This window comes from Streptomyces sp. NPDC088116, from assembly GCF_044741745.1.
Lineage (GTDB): Bacteria > Actinomycetota > Actinomycetes > Streptomycetales > Streptomycetaceae > Streptomyces.
On the sequence record NZ_JBIUTF010000005.1, the window covers coordinates 300,915 to 315,799 of the forward strand.

Here is a 14,885-nt window from a genome sequence, read left to right on the forward strand (position 1 = left end):
CGTGACGGCGGACGGCGCACAGCGCACCGCCCCGCCCGTCCGGTATGTAACCACTACGGACGGGCAGGGCGGGAAGGTTCCCCGAACCGGGGATCCGGACCGGGGATCCGGACAGTCTGCGAGCGGTCAGCGGGTCTCGATGACTACCGACTCGATCACCACGTCCTGCACCGGACGGTCGGTGCGCGGGTTGGTCTGGGTGGCGCCGATGGCGTCCACGATCTTCTTGCCGGCCTCGCTGGTGACCTCACCGAAGATGGTGTGCTTGCGCGTCAGCCACGCGGTCGGCGACACGGTGATGAAGAACTGCGAACCGTTGGTGCCCGGACCGGCGTTGGCCATGGCCAGCAGGTACGGCTTGTCGAAGGCGAGGTCCGGGTGGAACTCGTCCTCGAACTCGTACCCCGGGCCGCCGGTGCCGTTGCCCAGCGGGTCTCCGCCCTGGATCATGAAACCGCTGATCACACGGTGGAAGACGGTGCCGTCGTACAGCCGGTCCGTGGTCTTCTTACCGGTCGCCGGGTGGGTCCACTCCCGCTCGCCCTGCGCGAGTTCGACGAAGTTCTTCACCGTCTTCGGCGCGTGGTTCGGCAGGAGCCGAATCTCGATGTCGCCCTGGTTGGTCTTCAGGGTGGCGTAAAGCTGCTCGGCCACGATCTGCCTTCCGTAAGTCTTCTCTGACTCTCACGATCCTCGCATGAGAGGTCCGGATACCGCCCGGCCGCTGCCCCCGAACATGCTTTACGCCCGACTTGAGGCGATTTCGGGGCCGTATGGAGGCAGATCCACAGGGCAGCAGAACCACAGACAACAGCCAGAGAGCAGGAAGAGCGGCCGGAGAGCCGACACGGAGGAGGCTGGATCAAGCGCGGAACAAGGACAGAACGAGGGCATGCCGAAAACCGGGCCGACGGTTGAGTCACGTCAGGCCCCGCGCACGCCGAGGCGAAGCGTGGCATTGTCGTCCACAAGCTCCCGCTCGGCTCGCATTGGACCGCAATGCCCGAACATCACCCATGTCGCCACCCACTGACCCGGATGCCCGCATCACATGCCGAGACCGAGCCCGGCGGGCATGATTTCGCAAAGGGTGGATAGGCGAAATACGGAACGCCACCGAGGAGGATGATCCTGTGACCCGCATGGACAGCGTGCGCGCCGCTACCGGTTCGGCGAAGGAGAGCGTGCAGCACGCCGCGGAAGCGGTGGCCCCCTACGCCGGTACGGCCAAGGAGCAGGCCGCTCTGTATGCCAACGAGGCGCGCGTACGGCTCGCCCCGACAATGTCGAAGGCCGCCCAGCAGGCTCGTATTCAGTACGGCGCCCATGTGGCGCCCCGCGTACCCCCAAAGGTCGATGTCGCGGCTCACCGCGCTGCCGTCCGCACCCGCGCGGCCGCCCGTCAGGCGGCGGACTACACGGTGCCGCGGGTCGAGCAGGCAGTGGCCACCGCACAGCCGGTGGCCGAGCAGGCCGCCGCACGTTCGGCGGCCGCCCTGGCCGCTCTGCGCGGACAGGTCACGGCGAAAGAGATCCAGAAGCTGGTGAAGAAGCATGAGCGGCGGGCCAGGGCCGGCCGGGTGGCCAAGGGCCTCGCGGTCCTCGGTGTGCTGGCCGGTGGTGCTTTCGCCGCCTGGAAGTGGTGGGACAAGCAGGCGAATCCGGACTGGCTGGTGGAACCGCCCGCCGCGACCGAGGTCTCGGACCGTGACCCGCTGACGTCCGTCGACGGCAGCCATGTGGTCGATCCGCTCGACCCCGAGGTACAGGCCAAACAGGCGGAGGCGGAAGCGGCGGAGTCGGACCGGGACGACCGTCCCTGACGTCCTGCGAGACGTACCTGACGGCTCTGGTGTCCTTCACGGCTCCGGTGCCGTCGGCGTCCCTGTCGCTGATCGTGGTCCGCGCGTCGTGTCGGTGGCGATGCGGGCCGTGCGACCGGGGACTTGCCGGGTTCGGCAGGCGCCGGGAGAACGCGGTGATCCCGGCGCCTCACGCCGCGACGGGCGCCGCGTCAGCGGCGGACGCGCTCTCACGTACGTCACGCACCTCGCGCAGCGCGGCGGCGTCGGCCTCGCTCAGCGGACTGGCCGGCAGGTGACGGACCGAAGGTGACGAACCGTGCGCCTCGGCGCGGATACGCTGCTTGATCGTGGGTGGCAGCGACCGGTCACGTGGCATCGACCTGGGCAGTGGCACCCGGGCCGTCGTGGACTTGGCGTTCTGGTGCGCGGCGGGTGCCGGCTCGGGCTGCTCGGCCGGCTGGTGCACGGCGGCACCGGCGGCCGAGGCCGGGGCGGTCAGCCCCAGGGAGGCGAGCACCGCGAAGAACGCGGTGATGAATACGGTCCACAGCTTCTTGACCTTGAAGGCGGCCATGACCCCTCGCTTTCGGGTTGGACGATTTCCGGGTTGCTTGGTTTCGGGTCGGTTGTTTTCGGTGTGGGTTGCTTTCGGGTGGGTGATTTCGGGCTGGTTGATCTACATACCTTCCTCATGATGTGTACGCATCTCGAGAATCCACGGAGCGACGCCGATAGCGCGTAGCTCTTCGGATGAACACCACTCGTACGGTCCAACCGGCCCCGCGAAACCGGCCCGTGAGAACGCCCGGAACCTGCCGGGAGAACACCGAGAAGGGCGCTCCGACCTGCTGAACAGGCCGGAGCGCCCTTCTCGGTGACACGGACCGCCGCCGCCTCGCGAAGCGGTTACGCAGCCGCGGAGGCGTTCTTCGTAAGACGCACCGAACGGCAGTCCCTCAAGCGGCCCAGTCCTCCGGAACAGGCCTGCGGTGGCAGGGCGGCCCGTGCCCCGGGAGCCGTTCCGCGCTTTCGCCCGCACCTTCGATGGCGCGTTTCAGACCTAGGCGGCCATGCGGCCCGATCGTAATCTGGGAGCGCTCCCATAACCGGAACCCCACTACCGGAAGAAGGAGATCCCCCCATGAATCCGTCCCGTACGTCCCCGAACGATCGGGCGCACCACAGACCGCCGTCGCGGCTCCTGTGGGCCTTCGGTCTGCTCTCCGCCGTACTGCTCTGTCTGATCCCGTCGGTCGGTACCGCCTCCGCCCACGGATCCGTCGTCGACCCCGCGTCCCGCAACTACGGCTGCTGGCTGCGCTGGGGCAGCGACTTCCAGAATCCCGCCATGGCACAGCTGGACCCGATGTGCTGGCAGGCCTGGCAGGCCAATCCCAACGCCATGTGGAACTGGAACGGGCTCTACCGCGATGGCTCCGCGGGCAACTTCCAGGCGGTCATTCCGAACGGGCAACTGTGCAGCGGAGGCCGGACCGAGGGCGGCCGCTACAACTCGCTGGACACTCCTGGTGCGTGGAAGACCACGAACGTCTCCAAGGACTTCACGGTGAAGCTGTACGACCAGGCCGTCCACGGCGCGGACTACTTCCTCGTATACGTCAGCCGGCAGGGCTTCGACCCCACCAAACAGGCGTTGACCTGGAACGATCTGCAACTGGTCAAGCGGACCGCCCGGTACGCGCCGAGTCAGAACTACGAAATCCCCGTCACCACCAGCGGCTACAGCGGCCGGCACGTCGTCTACACGATCTGGCAGGCCTCGCACATGGACCAGACATACTTCCTGTGCAGTGACGTGAACTTCACCTGAGCCGCCGACGCTTACGGGTCGTCACCGTGGCCGGGCCGCAGACGCAGACGCGCCTGCGGCCCGGTCATGTGCGTCGAGCCCTGCGGCAGGCCGCGCCGCTACGCGGCCGACGGTGGCGTCACGGCAGGATCGAGTCGATGTAGCCGCCGTCGACCCGCAGCGCGCCGCCGGTGGTTGCGGAGGCGTAGGACGAGCTGAGGTAGACCACCATGTTCGCGATCTCTTCGGGCTCGATGAGGCGTTGGATCAGGGACTGGGGACGGTGCTCGACCATGAACCGGTGCTGAGCCTCGTCCCAGGGCAGTTCGTCGCCGACGAGCTGGCGGACGAAGTCCTCCACCCCACCGGTGTGCGTGGGTCCGGCGATCACGGAGTTGACGGTGACCCCCGTACCGGCGGCCTCCTTGGCGAAACCGCGGCTGACCGCGAGCAGCGACGTCTTCGTCATGCCGTAGTGGATCATCTCGGCGGGGACGACGACGGCGGAGTCGCTCGCGAGGGAGAGCACGCGGCCCCAGCCCCGCTCCTTCATACCGGGCAGGTAGGCGCGGATCAGTCGCACTGCGGAGAGCACGTTGACCTCGAAGTAGCGGCGCCACTCGGCGTCGTCGATCTCCAGCGGCGGGGTCGCGCCGAAGATGCCGAGGTTGTTGACGAGGATGTCCACCTGCGGAACGGCGTCCAGGACGGCTCGTGTGCCGCCCTCGTCCGCCAGGTCGCCGGGTGCGGCGACAATGTCGTCGCTGTCCGTCTCGGTGCGCAGGCCGCGCACGGCCTGTTCGACCGTCTCGGCGCGCCTGCCGTTGACGGCGACACGCGCGCCCGCGCGGGCGAGACCGGCGGCGATGGCGTAACCGATGCCCTGGGTGGAGCCGGTGACGAGCGCGGTCCGGCCGGAAAGGTCGATCTTCACGGTGCTGTGCCCTCTCTGGAACGGTGAGCGCCCGGGGATGCTGCTGCCTCCGGAGCGCTCGACGGGTGCAGGTGCGTACCGCCGCCGAGGACTCCCCCTGGCCCGCCGGTGGGCGGACGCGGTGGCGGGGATTCCTCGGTGCGGCATCGCCTGCCGGGAGTGAAGGGGATCGTGAGCCGCGGACTGCCTGGTGAGTACGTCTGTGTGATCAGCATGGCAGTCGATGTCGGTGAATCAGTTGAGGCTGTCGGGGTCCGGGCCCGTGCGCGTGCCGGTGTCGAGGCCGGCGATCGCGGCGATGGCGTCGTCGCTCAGCTCGAAGCCGAAGACGTCGAGGTTCTCCCGTATGCGCTTCGGGGTGACCGACTTGGGGATGACCACATTGCCGGTCTGGAGGTGCCAGCGCAGTACCACCTGGGCCGGGCTGACGCCGTGCTTGTCGGCGATGTCCACGATGACCTGGTCGCCGAGCACGGCGCCCTGGGCCAGCGGGCTCCATGCCTCGGTGACGATGCCGTGCTCCGCGTGGAAGGCGCGCAGCTCGCTCTGCTGGAGGGCGGGGTGCAGCTCGACCTGGTTGATCACCGGGGTGATGCCGGTGTGCTCCAGCAGGCGCTGGAGGTGGGGCACCTGGAAGTTGGACACGCCGATGGCGCGGGTCCGGCCGTCGGCGAGCAGCTTCTCGAGGGCGCGCCAGGTGTCGAGGTACCGGTCACGGGCCGGAGTGGGCCAGTGGATCAGGTAGAGGTCGACGTGGTCCAGGCCGAGCTTCTCCAGGGAGGTGTCGAAGGCCGCGAGGGTCGCGTCGTAGCCCTGGTCGTCGTTCCACAGCTTGGTCGTGACGAACAGTTCCTCGCGGGCAATGCCGGAGGCGGCCAGCGCGCGGCCGACTCCGCGTTCGTTGCCGTAGATGGCGGCGGTGTCGATGCTGCGGTAGCCGGCCTCCAGGGCGCTGCCGACCGCGGCGGTGGTCTCGTCGTCGGGAACCTGGAAGACACCGAAGCCCAGCTGGGGTATGGCGACACCGTTGTTCAGCGTCACATTCGGAATCGACGTCATGGTGGATGGCCTTTCTGGGATGTTCTTTCTCGCGCCGGGTGCGCGAGGCCCCCCAAGAGGGGCGGGAGAGTGGAGAGAAGGGCGAGGGGGTTCGCGGTGAGCGCGGGTCTCTCGCCTTCCTGAGTGGCCGAGCGTGGTTCAGAGCGCCTGGAGAGCGACCGTGGCGAAGCCGTGGTCCTGCTCGGGGGTGCCGCCGCCGAGTCCGAGCGCGCCGACCAGTCGTCCGTCCCGGTGGACCGGTACTCCGCCCGCGATGAACAGCAGGGGCCGGTCCAGCGCGGTGGGAAGGGAGTGGAAGGGGCCGTCGGGCTTGACCAGATCCACCAGGTCGGCTGTCGGGGCGTCGAGTTGGAGAGATGTGTACGCCTTACGGGTGCTGGTCTCGCCCGAGATCAGCACGGCGCGGTCGTCCCGGCGGAAGGCCAGCAGGTGGCCGCCCGCGTCCAGGACGGTGACGCTGACGGGCACACCGGCCACCTCCGCGGCGCGGCGGGCGGCGAGGACGAGCACGTCCGCGTCCTCGGTGGTCAGTGGGGCGACTGAGGTGGTGCTCATGTGGCTCTTTCCTTGCGTAGAGGGCGCTCCGCCGCAGCGGCGCGCGCCGGATTCAGTGGTGGGCGACTTCGGCGTCCGGCGTGTCCGCCCGCCCGGTGGCAGGCTGCTGCGACCGGGTGGCGACGGGCTCGGAGCGGTGCTCCAGGCGCTGCGATACGAACGCGAGGACGAGGGCGGCGGCGGCAAGCACGGCGCCCACGGCGTTGGGGGCGGTGTAGCCGTATCCGGCGGAGATCACGATGCCGCCGAGCCAGGCGGAGAGGGCGTTGCCCAGGTTGAAGGCGCCGATGTTGGCGGCCGACGCCAAGGTGGGGGCGTCGTGCGCGTAGTCCAGGACCCGCTTCTGGAGCGGGGGAACGGTGGCGAAGCCCAGCGCGCCGATGAGGAAGACGGCCACGGCCGCCACGGCCTTGTTCGGCGCGCCGACGGTGAACAGCGCCAGGACGACCGCGAGACCGCCCAGGGCCGTGAAGAGCATCGGCATGAGCCGGCGGTCGGCGTACCGTCCTCCGACGAGGTTTCCGGCCACCATGCCCAGTCCGAAGAGCACCATCAGCCAGGTGACGGAGGAGTCCGCGTAGCCGCTGACCTCGGTCATCATCGGCGCGATGTAGGTGATGGCGGCGAAGACACCGCCGAAGCCGAGCACGGTCATCGCCATGGCCAGCAGCACCTGGGGGTTGGTGAGCGCCGCCATCTCGTGGCGCAGCCGTACGCCCTCGGGCTTGGGAAGGTCCGGGACCAGCTTGGCGACACCGGCCAGGCCGACGACGCCGAGGACCGCGACGATCAGGAAGGTGACGCGCCAGCCCGCGCTCTGTCCGACGAACGTGCCCAGCGGGACGCCGACCACGTTCGCCACGGTCAGCCCGGTGAACATCAGGGAGATCGCCCCGGCCCTCTTCTCCGGTGCCACCAGTTCGGCGGCGACCACGGAGCCGATGCCGAAGAAGGCGCCATGGGCCAGCGAGGCCACGACCCGGCCGATGAGCATGACCGCGAAGACAGGAGCCACCGCGGAGATGACGTTCCCCACGATGAACAGGCCCATGAGCAGCATGAGCATGTTCTTGCGGGACATCCTGGTACCGAGGACCGTCATGATCGGCGCCCCGACCATGACACCGAGCGCATAGCCGGTGACGAGCAGGCCCGCTGTCGGCACGGAGACTCCGAGGTCTCCGGCGACCTGAGGCAGCAGCCCCATGATCACGAATTCGGTGGTACCGATCCCGAAGGCCCCGATGGCGAGGGCCAGCAGTGCGAGCGGCATGACAGTTTCCTTACGATGCAGACGACCAAGTAACGCGCAAGCGCCTTACAAGCATGGACAATAATTGCACACGCCGTATATGGCAAACGCGGTATAGTGGCGTACGCGACTAAGGGGCGCCATTACGCGGTGCGCCCGAGTCGACCGCCCGGACCGAGGAAGCCGACATGACCGCCACAGACCCCGCGATGACCGCCCTCGCCCACAGCTGGTCCGCGCTTTCGCTGCTGCACGGGCGCATCGAGAGCAGCATCGAACGCGCGCTCCAGTCCGCACACGGCCTGAGCGCACGTGAGTACTCCTTGCTCGACGTCCTCAGCCGTCAGCACGAGGGCGAGGGCGGCCACCTGCAGATGCGCCAGGTCGCCGACTCCGTCGTCCTCAGCCAGAGCGCGACCACCCGCCTGGTCACCCGGCTGGAAAACCGCGGCCTGCTCTCGCGCTACCTGTGCCCCACCGACCGGCGTGGCATCTACACCGACGTCACCGACAAGGGCAGAAGCCTGCTGGAGGAAGCCCGCCCCACCAACAACACGGCCCTGCGCGAGGCCCTCGACGCGGCAGCCGCCGCACCCGAACTCGCCCCCCTCGTCCACGCGGTCGAGCAGTTGCAGAGCCGTCCGGCCGCCATGTGACCTTTGCGCGTCTCGTGGGCCGGGGGCACCACCAGAGGCAAGCGCGTTGCGCACGTCAGGCGGGACGCGCGTCGGCGTGACGCGCATCAGCGTGACGACAAGGCCGGTGCGCCATCAGCGTGCTCGCGAACAGCGCCGATCTCGTCCGGATGCCGGACGGTGTTCGCCGCCGCACCGGTCATCGACGCGACCAGACCGTAGCTCTTCGGCACACCGAGGGGCCGAGACCCGATCCGCGGTGGCCCCGCCCCCGGCTCCGTCAGCCCCTTGCGCCACGTGGAGATTGGCCGGAAATGGCTCCGCCCTTATCGGTCCGGACCATTGACCCCGCTTTGCCTGACCGGGACTCTGTTCCACGCCCCTCAACCCGGTGCATGAACCTGGTACACACATGTGAACGGTCGGCGTCCGTGTGGAGTCTCTGCGCACTCCACGCGCCCCCACACACTTCAGGAAGGCGAGCACACCGCATGAGCGAGGAACCCTTCGGTACCCAACCCGCGGAACGAAGCCTTCAGGAAACCTCGGAGGACCGAGTCCTGAGGGCAGGAGAGTCATGAGCCGTCTCCGTGCCGCCCTGACGGCGGGAGCGCTCGCCACCGCGGGGCTGCTGACGGTCTCGGCCGCAGCTCAGCCGGCGGCTCCGCGGCAGGCCCCGGCCCCGGTCACCCTCCCGGCCGCGGCCACGGACTGGTCCGCGGCCATGGTCGACTCGACCACGGCCCGCTTCACACCGAGCACCATCGGCAGCTGGTCGTACCCCGTGGGCCTGTATCTCTACGGCCAGTACCTCACCTACCTGCGCACACACGAGCCGCGGTACCTCTCGTACATCAAGAGCTACGTCGACCGCTTCGTGCACGACGACGGAACCATCGACGAGAACTTCAACAGCCTCGACAGCATGCAGGCCGGCCGGCTGCTGGTGATCCTGCACCACGAGACCGGCGAAGACCGCTACCGCACGGCGGCCAAGAAGATCCGCGACCGGCTGAACAGCTACCCGCGGACCTCCGACGGCGGTTTCTGGCACGCCGACACCAGCAGCCGCGCCCACCAGCTCTGGGCGGACGGCGTCTACATGGTGAACCCGTTCCTCGTCGAGTACGGCAAGGAGTTCGGCGACGCGGCCTACGCGAACGACGAGGCGGCCAGGCAGCTCTACGTCTACGGGCGCCACCTCCAGGTGTCGAACGGGCTGCTGCGGCACGCCTACGACGAGTCGAAGACCGTGAGCTGGGCCGATCCGCGGACGGGGCTCGCTCCCGAGCACTGGTGCCGGGCGGTCGGCTGGTACTCGATGACGATCGTCGACGTGCTCGACGCGCTCCCCACGGGGCACGCGCGCCGTCCTCAACTCGTCGGCGTCCTCCGGGATCTGGCCGCCGGGCTGGAGCGGTACCAGGATCCGGGCACCGGGCGCTGGTTCCAGGTGATCGACAAGGGAAGCCGGAGCGGCAACTGGACCGAGACCTCCTGCTCCAGCATGTTCACCTACGCCCTCTCGCGCGGCGCCCAGCAGGGGTACATCGACGCGCACTACCAGTCCGTCGCGCGGCGCGGCTACGAGGGTGTCCTTGCCAGGGTCTCGCTCGGCTCCGACGGCCGCACCAACCTCACCGACATCTCCATCGGCACCGGCGTCGGCGCCTACGACTTCTACATCGCACGGCCCAGGCAGACCAATGACTTCCACGGCCTCGGCGCTTTTCTGATCATGAACGAGCAGCTCAGGACGCAGCCCCCACGCAGAACGAGGTGAGTCAGTCATGAGTACATCCCGCAGGACCCTGCTCGGCGCCGCACTCGGCGGCGCCGCGGCGGCCACCGCCAAAGGCCTGCCCGGCGTCGCGCACGCCGCCTCCTGGCAGCAGAAGTGGGCGCCGTCGGCGAGCGGCGACGGCCTCGGCGCCTTCGAGACCATCGAGGACGACCGCGCCGGCTCCCACACATCGAGCCGGCCGCACATCTTCGCCACCGGCAACAACTGGCGCTTCAACATGCACACGGCCGACCGGGACACCTCCACCGACCGCCAGCGCCAGGAGGTCACCGGTCTGCGCAACGGCAGCGGCGGCAACTACCTCAAGTGGACCTCGGGCCAGACCTGGCGGATCACGTACTCGATGTACATCCCCAGCTCCCTGAAGGCCACCACCACCTTCACCCACATCATGCAGATGAAGCAGCCGGGCTCCGGCGGCTCCCCCATCGTCGTGCAGTCCCTGCGCCGGGTGAACGGAGCGCAGACCATCGAGCTCAAGCTGTTCGAGAGCGACACCCTCGTGGGCCGCACCAGCCTCGACCCGCTGCACGACAAATGGACCGACGTCGACTTCCAGATCAAGATCGGCAACGGCTCGGCCGGCTCGGTGCGCTGGATCCTCAAGAGCGGCTCGACCACCGTCGTCGAAGCGTCGAAGACGGGCGTCGACACCTTCCTCGCCGACCGGGTGCGTCCGAAGTGGGGCATCTACCGCTCCCTGGGCGACACTTCGGGGTCCCTCCAGGACTGCTATCTCCCGCTCACCAATCTGCGCGGCTACCAGCTCGTCTGACCGGACGGGTCCCGTGCGGCAGCGCGAGCGAGGGGGCGACCATCGTCCTCGCCGTCGTCACGTCCGCGCTCCCGGACCGGTGACACCCGAGCCCGCCGCCGGGGAGCCAGGACCCGGCGGGGCACGGGCCCCGGCTCCCCGGCATCAACAGCGCACGTTGACGTGTCCACACAAAAAAGCACCTCCTCAAACCGCGTTTCCGCAGGTCGGAGGAGGTGTGAAGAGTGGAGCCTAGGGGAGTCGAACCCCTGACATCTGCCATGCAAAGACAGCGCTCTACCAACTGAGCTAAGGCCCCGGAACGGGATGGATACGGCCGAGCGACAGCAGCGGCTCGTCCATCACCGGTGACCAGAGTACCGGGTGTACCCCGTGATCCCGCAAAACGATTGGGGCTCCCCGTGCGCGACCACTCTCCGTAAGATGCCCCACGAGGTTCGCAGCAGCGAAGCTGCCGCATTGGGGAAGCGATGGGGAGACGCGCATGGATGCAGTTCAACAGGAATCGACCGCCAGAGCCAGAGAGCTTCAGCGGAGCTGGTACGGAGAGCCGCTGGGGGCGCTCTTCCGTCGTCTCATCGATGATCTGGGCCTGAACCAGGCCCGGCTCGCCGCGGTGCTGGGGCTCTCCGCACCGATGCTCTCTCAGCTGATGAGCGGTCAGCGTGCCAAGATCGGCAATCCCGCGGTCGTCCAGCGGGTCCAGGCCTTGCAGGATCTGGCGGGTCAGGTCGCCGACGGCAGCGTCAGTGCCGGGGAGGCCACGGACCGTATGGCGGAGATCAAGAAGTCCCAGGGCGGCTCGGTTCTCACCAGCACCGGCCAGACGACGAACACTTCGGGAGCGCCCACCGTGCGCCGGGTGGTTCGCGAGATCCAGTCCCTGCTGCGGTCGGTCGCCGGGGCCGGGGACATCATCGACGCGGCGGACACCCTCGCCGCGACCCAGCCCGAACTGGCAGAGTTCCTCAGGGTCTACGGCGCCGGGCGCACCGCGGAAGCGGTCGCCCACTACGAGGCCCACCAGAGCTAGTTCCCGCTTCCCGGATCATCGTGGCACGCAGCGATCCGGGGAAGGGGGATCTGGACGGGGGATCCGGACACAGCGGGGGCGCTGGAAGGCTGGGTACGGCGGCGGGCAGGCCTCCGTACGGGACTACTGGGAGCGAGCGCGGCGCAATGGGTGAGGTCTTCGCGGGGCGGTACGAGCTGATCGACCCGATCGGCCGTGGTGGTGTCGGCGCCGTCTGGCGTGCCTGGGACCACCGGCGCCGACGCTATGTGGCGGCGAAGGTCCTCCAACAGAGCGACGCGCACGCCCTGTTGCGGTTCGTCAGGGAACAGGCCCTGCGGATCGATCACCCCCATGTCCTCGCCCCGGCCAGCTGGGCCGCGGACGACGACAAGGTGCTGTTCACCATGGATCTGGTGAGCGGCGGGTCGCTGGCGCATCTCATAGGCGATTACGGTCCGCTGCCTCCCCGTTTCGTCTGCACCCTGCTCGACCAGCTGCTGTCCGGTCTGTCCGCGGTGCACGCGGAGGGCGTCGTGCACCGCGACATCAAACCGGCCAACATCCTGCTGGAGGCCACTGGATCGGCGCGTCCCCACCTCCGCCTGTCCGACTTCGGCATCTCGATGCGCAAGGGCGAGCCGCGCCTGACGGAGACCAACTACGTGGTGGGAACACCCGGTTACTTCGCGCCCGAGCAGATGATGGGCCACGAACCCGACTTCCCCGCCGATCTCTTCGCGGTCGGTCTCGTCGCCCTCTATCTGCTCCAGGGCCGGAAGCCGGACGCCAAGGCCCTGGTCGAACACTTCGTCGCGCACGGCACCCCGGGAGCGCCTCAGGGCATCCCTGAGCCGCTGTGGCAGGTGCTGGCGGGCCTGTTGCAGCCCGACCCGCACGCTCGGTTCCGTACGGCCACAGGAGCCCGCAAGGCGCTCACGTCGGCCGTGGAGCTGCTTCCCGAGCCGGATATCGACGACGAGCCGGTCGAGGTCTTCGACCAGATCGGTCCACTGCCTTCCGCGTTCGGCCCGTCCGGCCCCGCGGCTCCCGCCGATCCCACCGGTCCCACCGGCTCCTCCGGTCCCACCGGCTCACTCGGCCCCACCAGCCCTGTCGGTCCCGCAGGCCCCGTCAACCCCACCGGCCCCAACGGCCCTGCCAATCCCGCCGGCTCCGTCGTGGATCCACAGCCCGGCCACCGCCCCTCGGCCCCGTACACCGACCCGCGCCTGGCGCAGCCGACCGATGGCGGGGCATCCGTACGGGAACCGTCCGCCGCCCTCCCGATGTCGGAGACCGGCAGCTTCCACCTCCCTCCACCGCCGAGCACACGACCGGCCCCTCAACAGCAGCCACCCGCCGCCCTTCCACACCCGCCGCGACCGGCACCCCCTGTCCAGGCGCCCCCCGTCCAGGCACCCCCGACGCCCCCGCCCCTGTCGCAGGCCGAGACAGCCTCCGTCCCCCACGAGCAGGCCCTCACCCGTCCGTACACCGCGCAGAGCCCACAGCACGTTCCGGTCCCGCGAACACCGGCCCACCGCGCCCCGCACACACGTCCGGGACCGCCCCCGAAGGTGACGGTCCCGGTTCTGCTGCTCGCGCTGGCCTGTTTCGCGGTGGGTTTCTGGGCGCTGACCCAGATCTGAGACCCGCCCGACGGCTACCCGGCGCGGGGCGGCCCGTACCGCCGCGCCAGCAGTGTCCACACCCCGAGCCCCAGCACCAGCACCGTGCCCGCGCCGATCCCGCCCGTCGCGACCAGCACCATCGTGTCGTTCTCCGGCCCGTCCGCGGCCACGTCCCGGTCGTCGTCCGTCACGGCGAAGTCGCCGGCGGGCCCGTCGTACCCCGGACCGCTCGTCGCCTGCCCCCTGACGTCCACCCGCAGGGTCAGTCCGTACGGCTTCTCGCCGAACTTCTCGCCCACCTCGGGGTGGAGAGCGACCTTCAGGTAGTACCAGCCCGCGAACCGCATGTCCTTGTCACCCGTGCGGGAGCCGAAACGGTTCTCGTACGCCACCGGTGGCAGCGGATCGAGCGCCGTCGTCTTCTGTTTTCCGTCGTACGAGACCGAGTTGGCGCTGTCGACGAACCCGCGCGCCGGGTTGTACAGCGATACGGCGAGCGCTCCGCTGACAAAGCCCTCTCCCCCGGAACTGCCCAGGTCCGCGCTCGCGAAGAGCTGCCGTCCCCAGTCCACCGGCACCTTGTAGAAGAGCGAAGCTCCCGGCTCGATCTTCGCCGTCCACTCGCCGTCGCTCACCCCCGCGGCGTCGTAGAAGCTCGTGCCGCCCTCGCGCGCCCGCGGCTCGCCGCCGACCGGCGCGGGGGAGGCGCTTGGCCACTCGGAGGGCGCTTCGGAGGGGCCGGATCCGGCCTTTTCCAGCCCTGGCTCGGAGACATGACGGATCTCCAGGTCCCACGGCGCGGAGTCGGCCGATTCCTCGTCGGTCCGCTCGACGACCACGAAGTACGGTCCCGCCTCCTGGCAGGAGGTCGCGCCCTCCTCGATGGTCCGGTACGCATAGGCCGCGAGCGGCTGCGAGAACTTCCCGACGGTGCCGAACCGCGCGTCGTTGGAGCTGCAGTCACTGCCCTCGCGGTCCTGCAACGAGACCGAGATCCGGTCTCCGTAGTCGGTCTCCATGCCCAACTCGGGTACCGCCACCGCCGAGACGTAGGCGTTGGTCTTCGCGTCGAGATCCAGCCGGTAGATCAGTGTGCCGCCGGGCCGGATCGAGTCGCGGTAGGTGGCGCCGGCGTCGAGCCGCCGCGCGTCGCTCGTGGTCGCCGCTCCGGTGATCGGCCGCGCCTCGGGATCGAAGACGTACGGGTTCGGCTCACCGGCCGCCCATGCCTGCCCCGGCAGCGCCGCCACCGCGCAGATCGCCGCCACGCACGCCGCCACCCGTCGCCTGCCACGCCGTACGCCGACGCGCCGCGCTTTCACGCGCTGCCACTTCACGCGCTTCCCCTTGCCGTCTCGGACCGTCTCGGCCCTCGTGCGCCGCGGCGGTCGCGGTGCCGGTCCATCCTGCCCCGGCGGCACCCTCGCTGTCTGCGGCGTCCCTCGGATCCCCGCCACTCCATGCCGCCTGCCCGTCACGAGCTCGGGCATGGCCTGAATTACCCGCCGTCCAACGCTTTTGCTCCAGCAAGCCAATGCTTTGCGTAAGCGAATTAAAACGCTCCGCGATATCTCCGGACAGCACGAGCTCCGGACAGCACGAAGCCCCGG

At 69.3% G+C, this 14,885-nt stretch carries 14 protein-coding genes and 1 tRNA gene; 7 read left to right on the forward strand and 8 right to left on the reverse strand.

Features of this window, described 5'->3' with window-relative positions:
• Window positions 1-126 precede the first annotated feature (126 nt).
• Window positions 127-654: a peptidylprolyl isomerase gene (locus tag ACIOJD_RS21890; protein ID WP_401882244.1), complete on the reverse strand. Its 528-nt coding sequence runs from the start codon at window positions 652-654 to the stop codon at window positions 127-129.
• A gap of 479 nt (window positions 655-1,133) precedes the next feature.
• Between ACIOJD_RS21890 and ACIOJD_RS21895 the strand changes: the two genes are divergently transcribed.
• Entirely contained in the window at window positions 1,134-1,823 is a 690-nt protein-coding gene (locus ACIOJD_RS21895) for a DUF5324 family protein (protein ID WP_401916142.1), read from the forward strand.
• Between the two features lie 169 nt (window positions 1,824-1,992).
• Here the strand turns inward: ACIOJD_RS21895 and ACIOJD_RS21900 are convergent, their stop codons facing one another.
• On the reverse strand, window positions 1,993-2,379 hold the full coding sequence (locus tag ACIOJD_RS21900; RefSeq protein WP_401916144.1) for a DUF6344 domain-containing protein: 387 nt from the start codon (window positions 2,377-2,379) through the stop codon (window positions 1,993-1,995).
• 567 nt (window positions 2,380-2,946) lie between these two features.
• On the opposite strand from ACIOJD_RS21900, the gene ACIOJD_RS21905 reads away from it, so the two are divergent.
• A complete protein-coding gene (locus tag ACIOJD_RS21905; RefSeq protein WP_401916147.1) occupies window positions 2,947-3,636 on the forward strand; it encodes a lytic polysaccharide monooxygenase in 690 nt (229 codons plus the stop codon).
• 118 nt (window positions 3,637-3,754) lie between these two features.
• Here ACIOJD_RS21905 and ACIOJD_RS21910 read toward each other — a convergent pair whose 3' ends face one another.
• The 4 genes from ACIOJD_RS21910 to ACIOJD_RS21925 all read right to left on the reverse strand — a co-directional run bounded on the left by ACIOJD_RS21910 (window position 3,755) and on the right by ACIOJD_RS21925 (window position 7,436).
• Window positions 3,755-4,549 (reverse strand): SDR family NAD(P)-dependent oxidoreductase, encoded by a 795-nt coding sequence (locus ACIOJD_RS21910; RefSeq protein ID WP_401916150.1) that lies wholly within the window; start codon window positions 4,547-4,549, stop codon window positions 3,755-3,757.
• A 234-nt stretch (window positions 4,550-4,783) separates the two neighbouring features.
• The gene (locus ACIOJD_RS21915) at window positions 4,784-5,608 is read right to left on the reverse strand and encodes an aldo/keto reductase (RefSeq protein WP_401916153.1); all 825 of its coding nucleotides are present in this window, start codon (window positions 5,606-5,608) and stop codon (window positions 4,784-4,786) included.
• Window positions 5,609-5,746: 138 nt separating this feature from the next.
• On the reverse strand, window positions 5,747-6,163 hold the full coding sequence (locus ACIOJD_RS21920) for a heme-binding protein (RefSeq protein ID WP_401916156.1): 417 nt from the start codon (window positions 6,161-6,163) through the stop codon (window positions 5,747-5,749).
• A 52-nt stretch (window positions 6,164-6,215) separates the two neighbouring features.
• The gene (locus ACIOJD_RS21925; RefSeq protein ID WP_401916158.1) at window positions 6,216-7,436 is read right to left on the reverse strand and encodes an MFS transporter; all 1,221 of its coding nucleotides are present in this window, start codon (window positions 7,434-7,436) and stop codon (window positions 6,216-6,218) included.
• Window positions 7,437-7,603: 167 nt separating this feature from the next.
• Here ACIOJD_RS21925 and ACIOJD_RS21930 point away from each other — a divergent pair, with 167 nt between their 5' ends.
• The 3 genes from ACIOJD_RS21930 (at window position 7,604) to ACIOJD_RS21940 (ending at window position 10,629) form a co-directional block, all read left to right on the forward strand.
• Window positions 7,604-8,071 (forward strand): MarR family winged helix-turn-helix transcriptional regulator, encoded by a 468-nt coding sequence (locus ACIOJD_RS21930; protein WP_401916161.1) that lies wholly within the window; start codon window positions 7,604-7,606, stop codon window positions 8,069-8,071.
• Between the two features lie 556 nt (window positions 8,072-8,627).
• A complete protein-coding gene (locus ACIOJD_RS21935) occupies window positions 8,628-9,833 on the forward strand; it encodes a glycoside hydrolase family 105 protein (protein WP_401916164.1) in 1,206 nt (401 codons plus the stop codon).
• A gap of 7 nt (window positions 9,834-9,840) precedes the next feature.
• Window positions 9,841-10,629, forward strand: coding sequence for a heparin lyase I family protein (locus tag ACIOJD_RS21940; RefSeq protein ID WP_401916167.1), 789 nt, complete (start codon window positions 9,841-9,843; stop codon window positions 10,627-10,629).
• Window positions 10,630-10,854: 225 nt separating this feature from the next.
• On the opposite strand, the gene ACIOJD_RS21945 is transcribed toward ACIOJD_RS21940, so the two are convergent.
• Window positions 10,855-10,927 (reverse strand) — tRNA-Ala (locus ACIOJD_RS21945).
• A 186-nt stretch (window positions 10,928-11,113) separates the two neighbouring features.
• Here ACIOJD_RS21945 and ACIOJD_RS21950 point away from each other — a divergent pair.
• A complete protein-coding gene (locus ACIOJD_RS21950; protein ID WP_401916170.1) occupies window positions 11,114-11,662 on the forward strand; it encodes a helix-turn-helix domain-containing protein in 549 nt (182 codons plus the stop codon).
• Between the two features lie 146 nt (window positions 11,663-11,808).
• Window positions 11,809-13,293 (forward strand): protein kinase, encoded by a 1,485-nt coding sequence (locus tag ACIOJD_RS21955; RefSeq protein ID WP_401916173.1) that lies wholly within the window; start codon window positions 11,809-11,811, stop codon window positions 13,291-13,293.
• Between the two features lie 14 nt (window positions 13,294-13,307).
• Here ACIOJD_RS21955 and ACIOJD_RS21960 read toward each other — a convergent pair whose 3' ends face one another.
• Window positions 13,308-14,612, reverse strand: coding sequence for a hypothetical protein (locus tag ACIOJD_RS21960; protein WP_401916176.1), 1,305 nt, complete (start codon window positions 14,610-14,612; stop codon window positions 13,308-13,310).
• Window positions 14,613-14,885 lie beyond the last annotated feature (273 nt).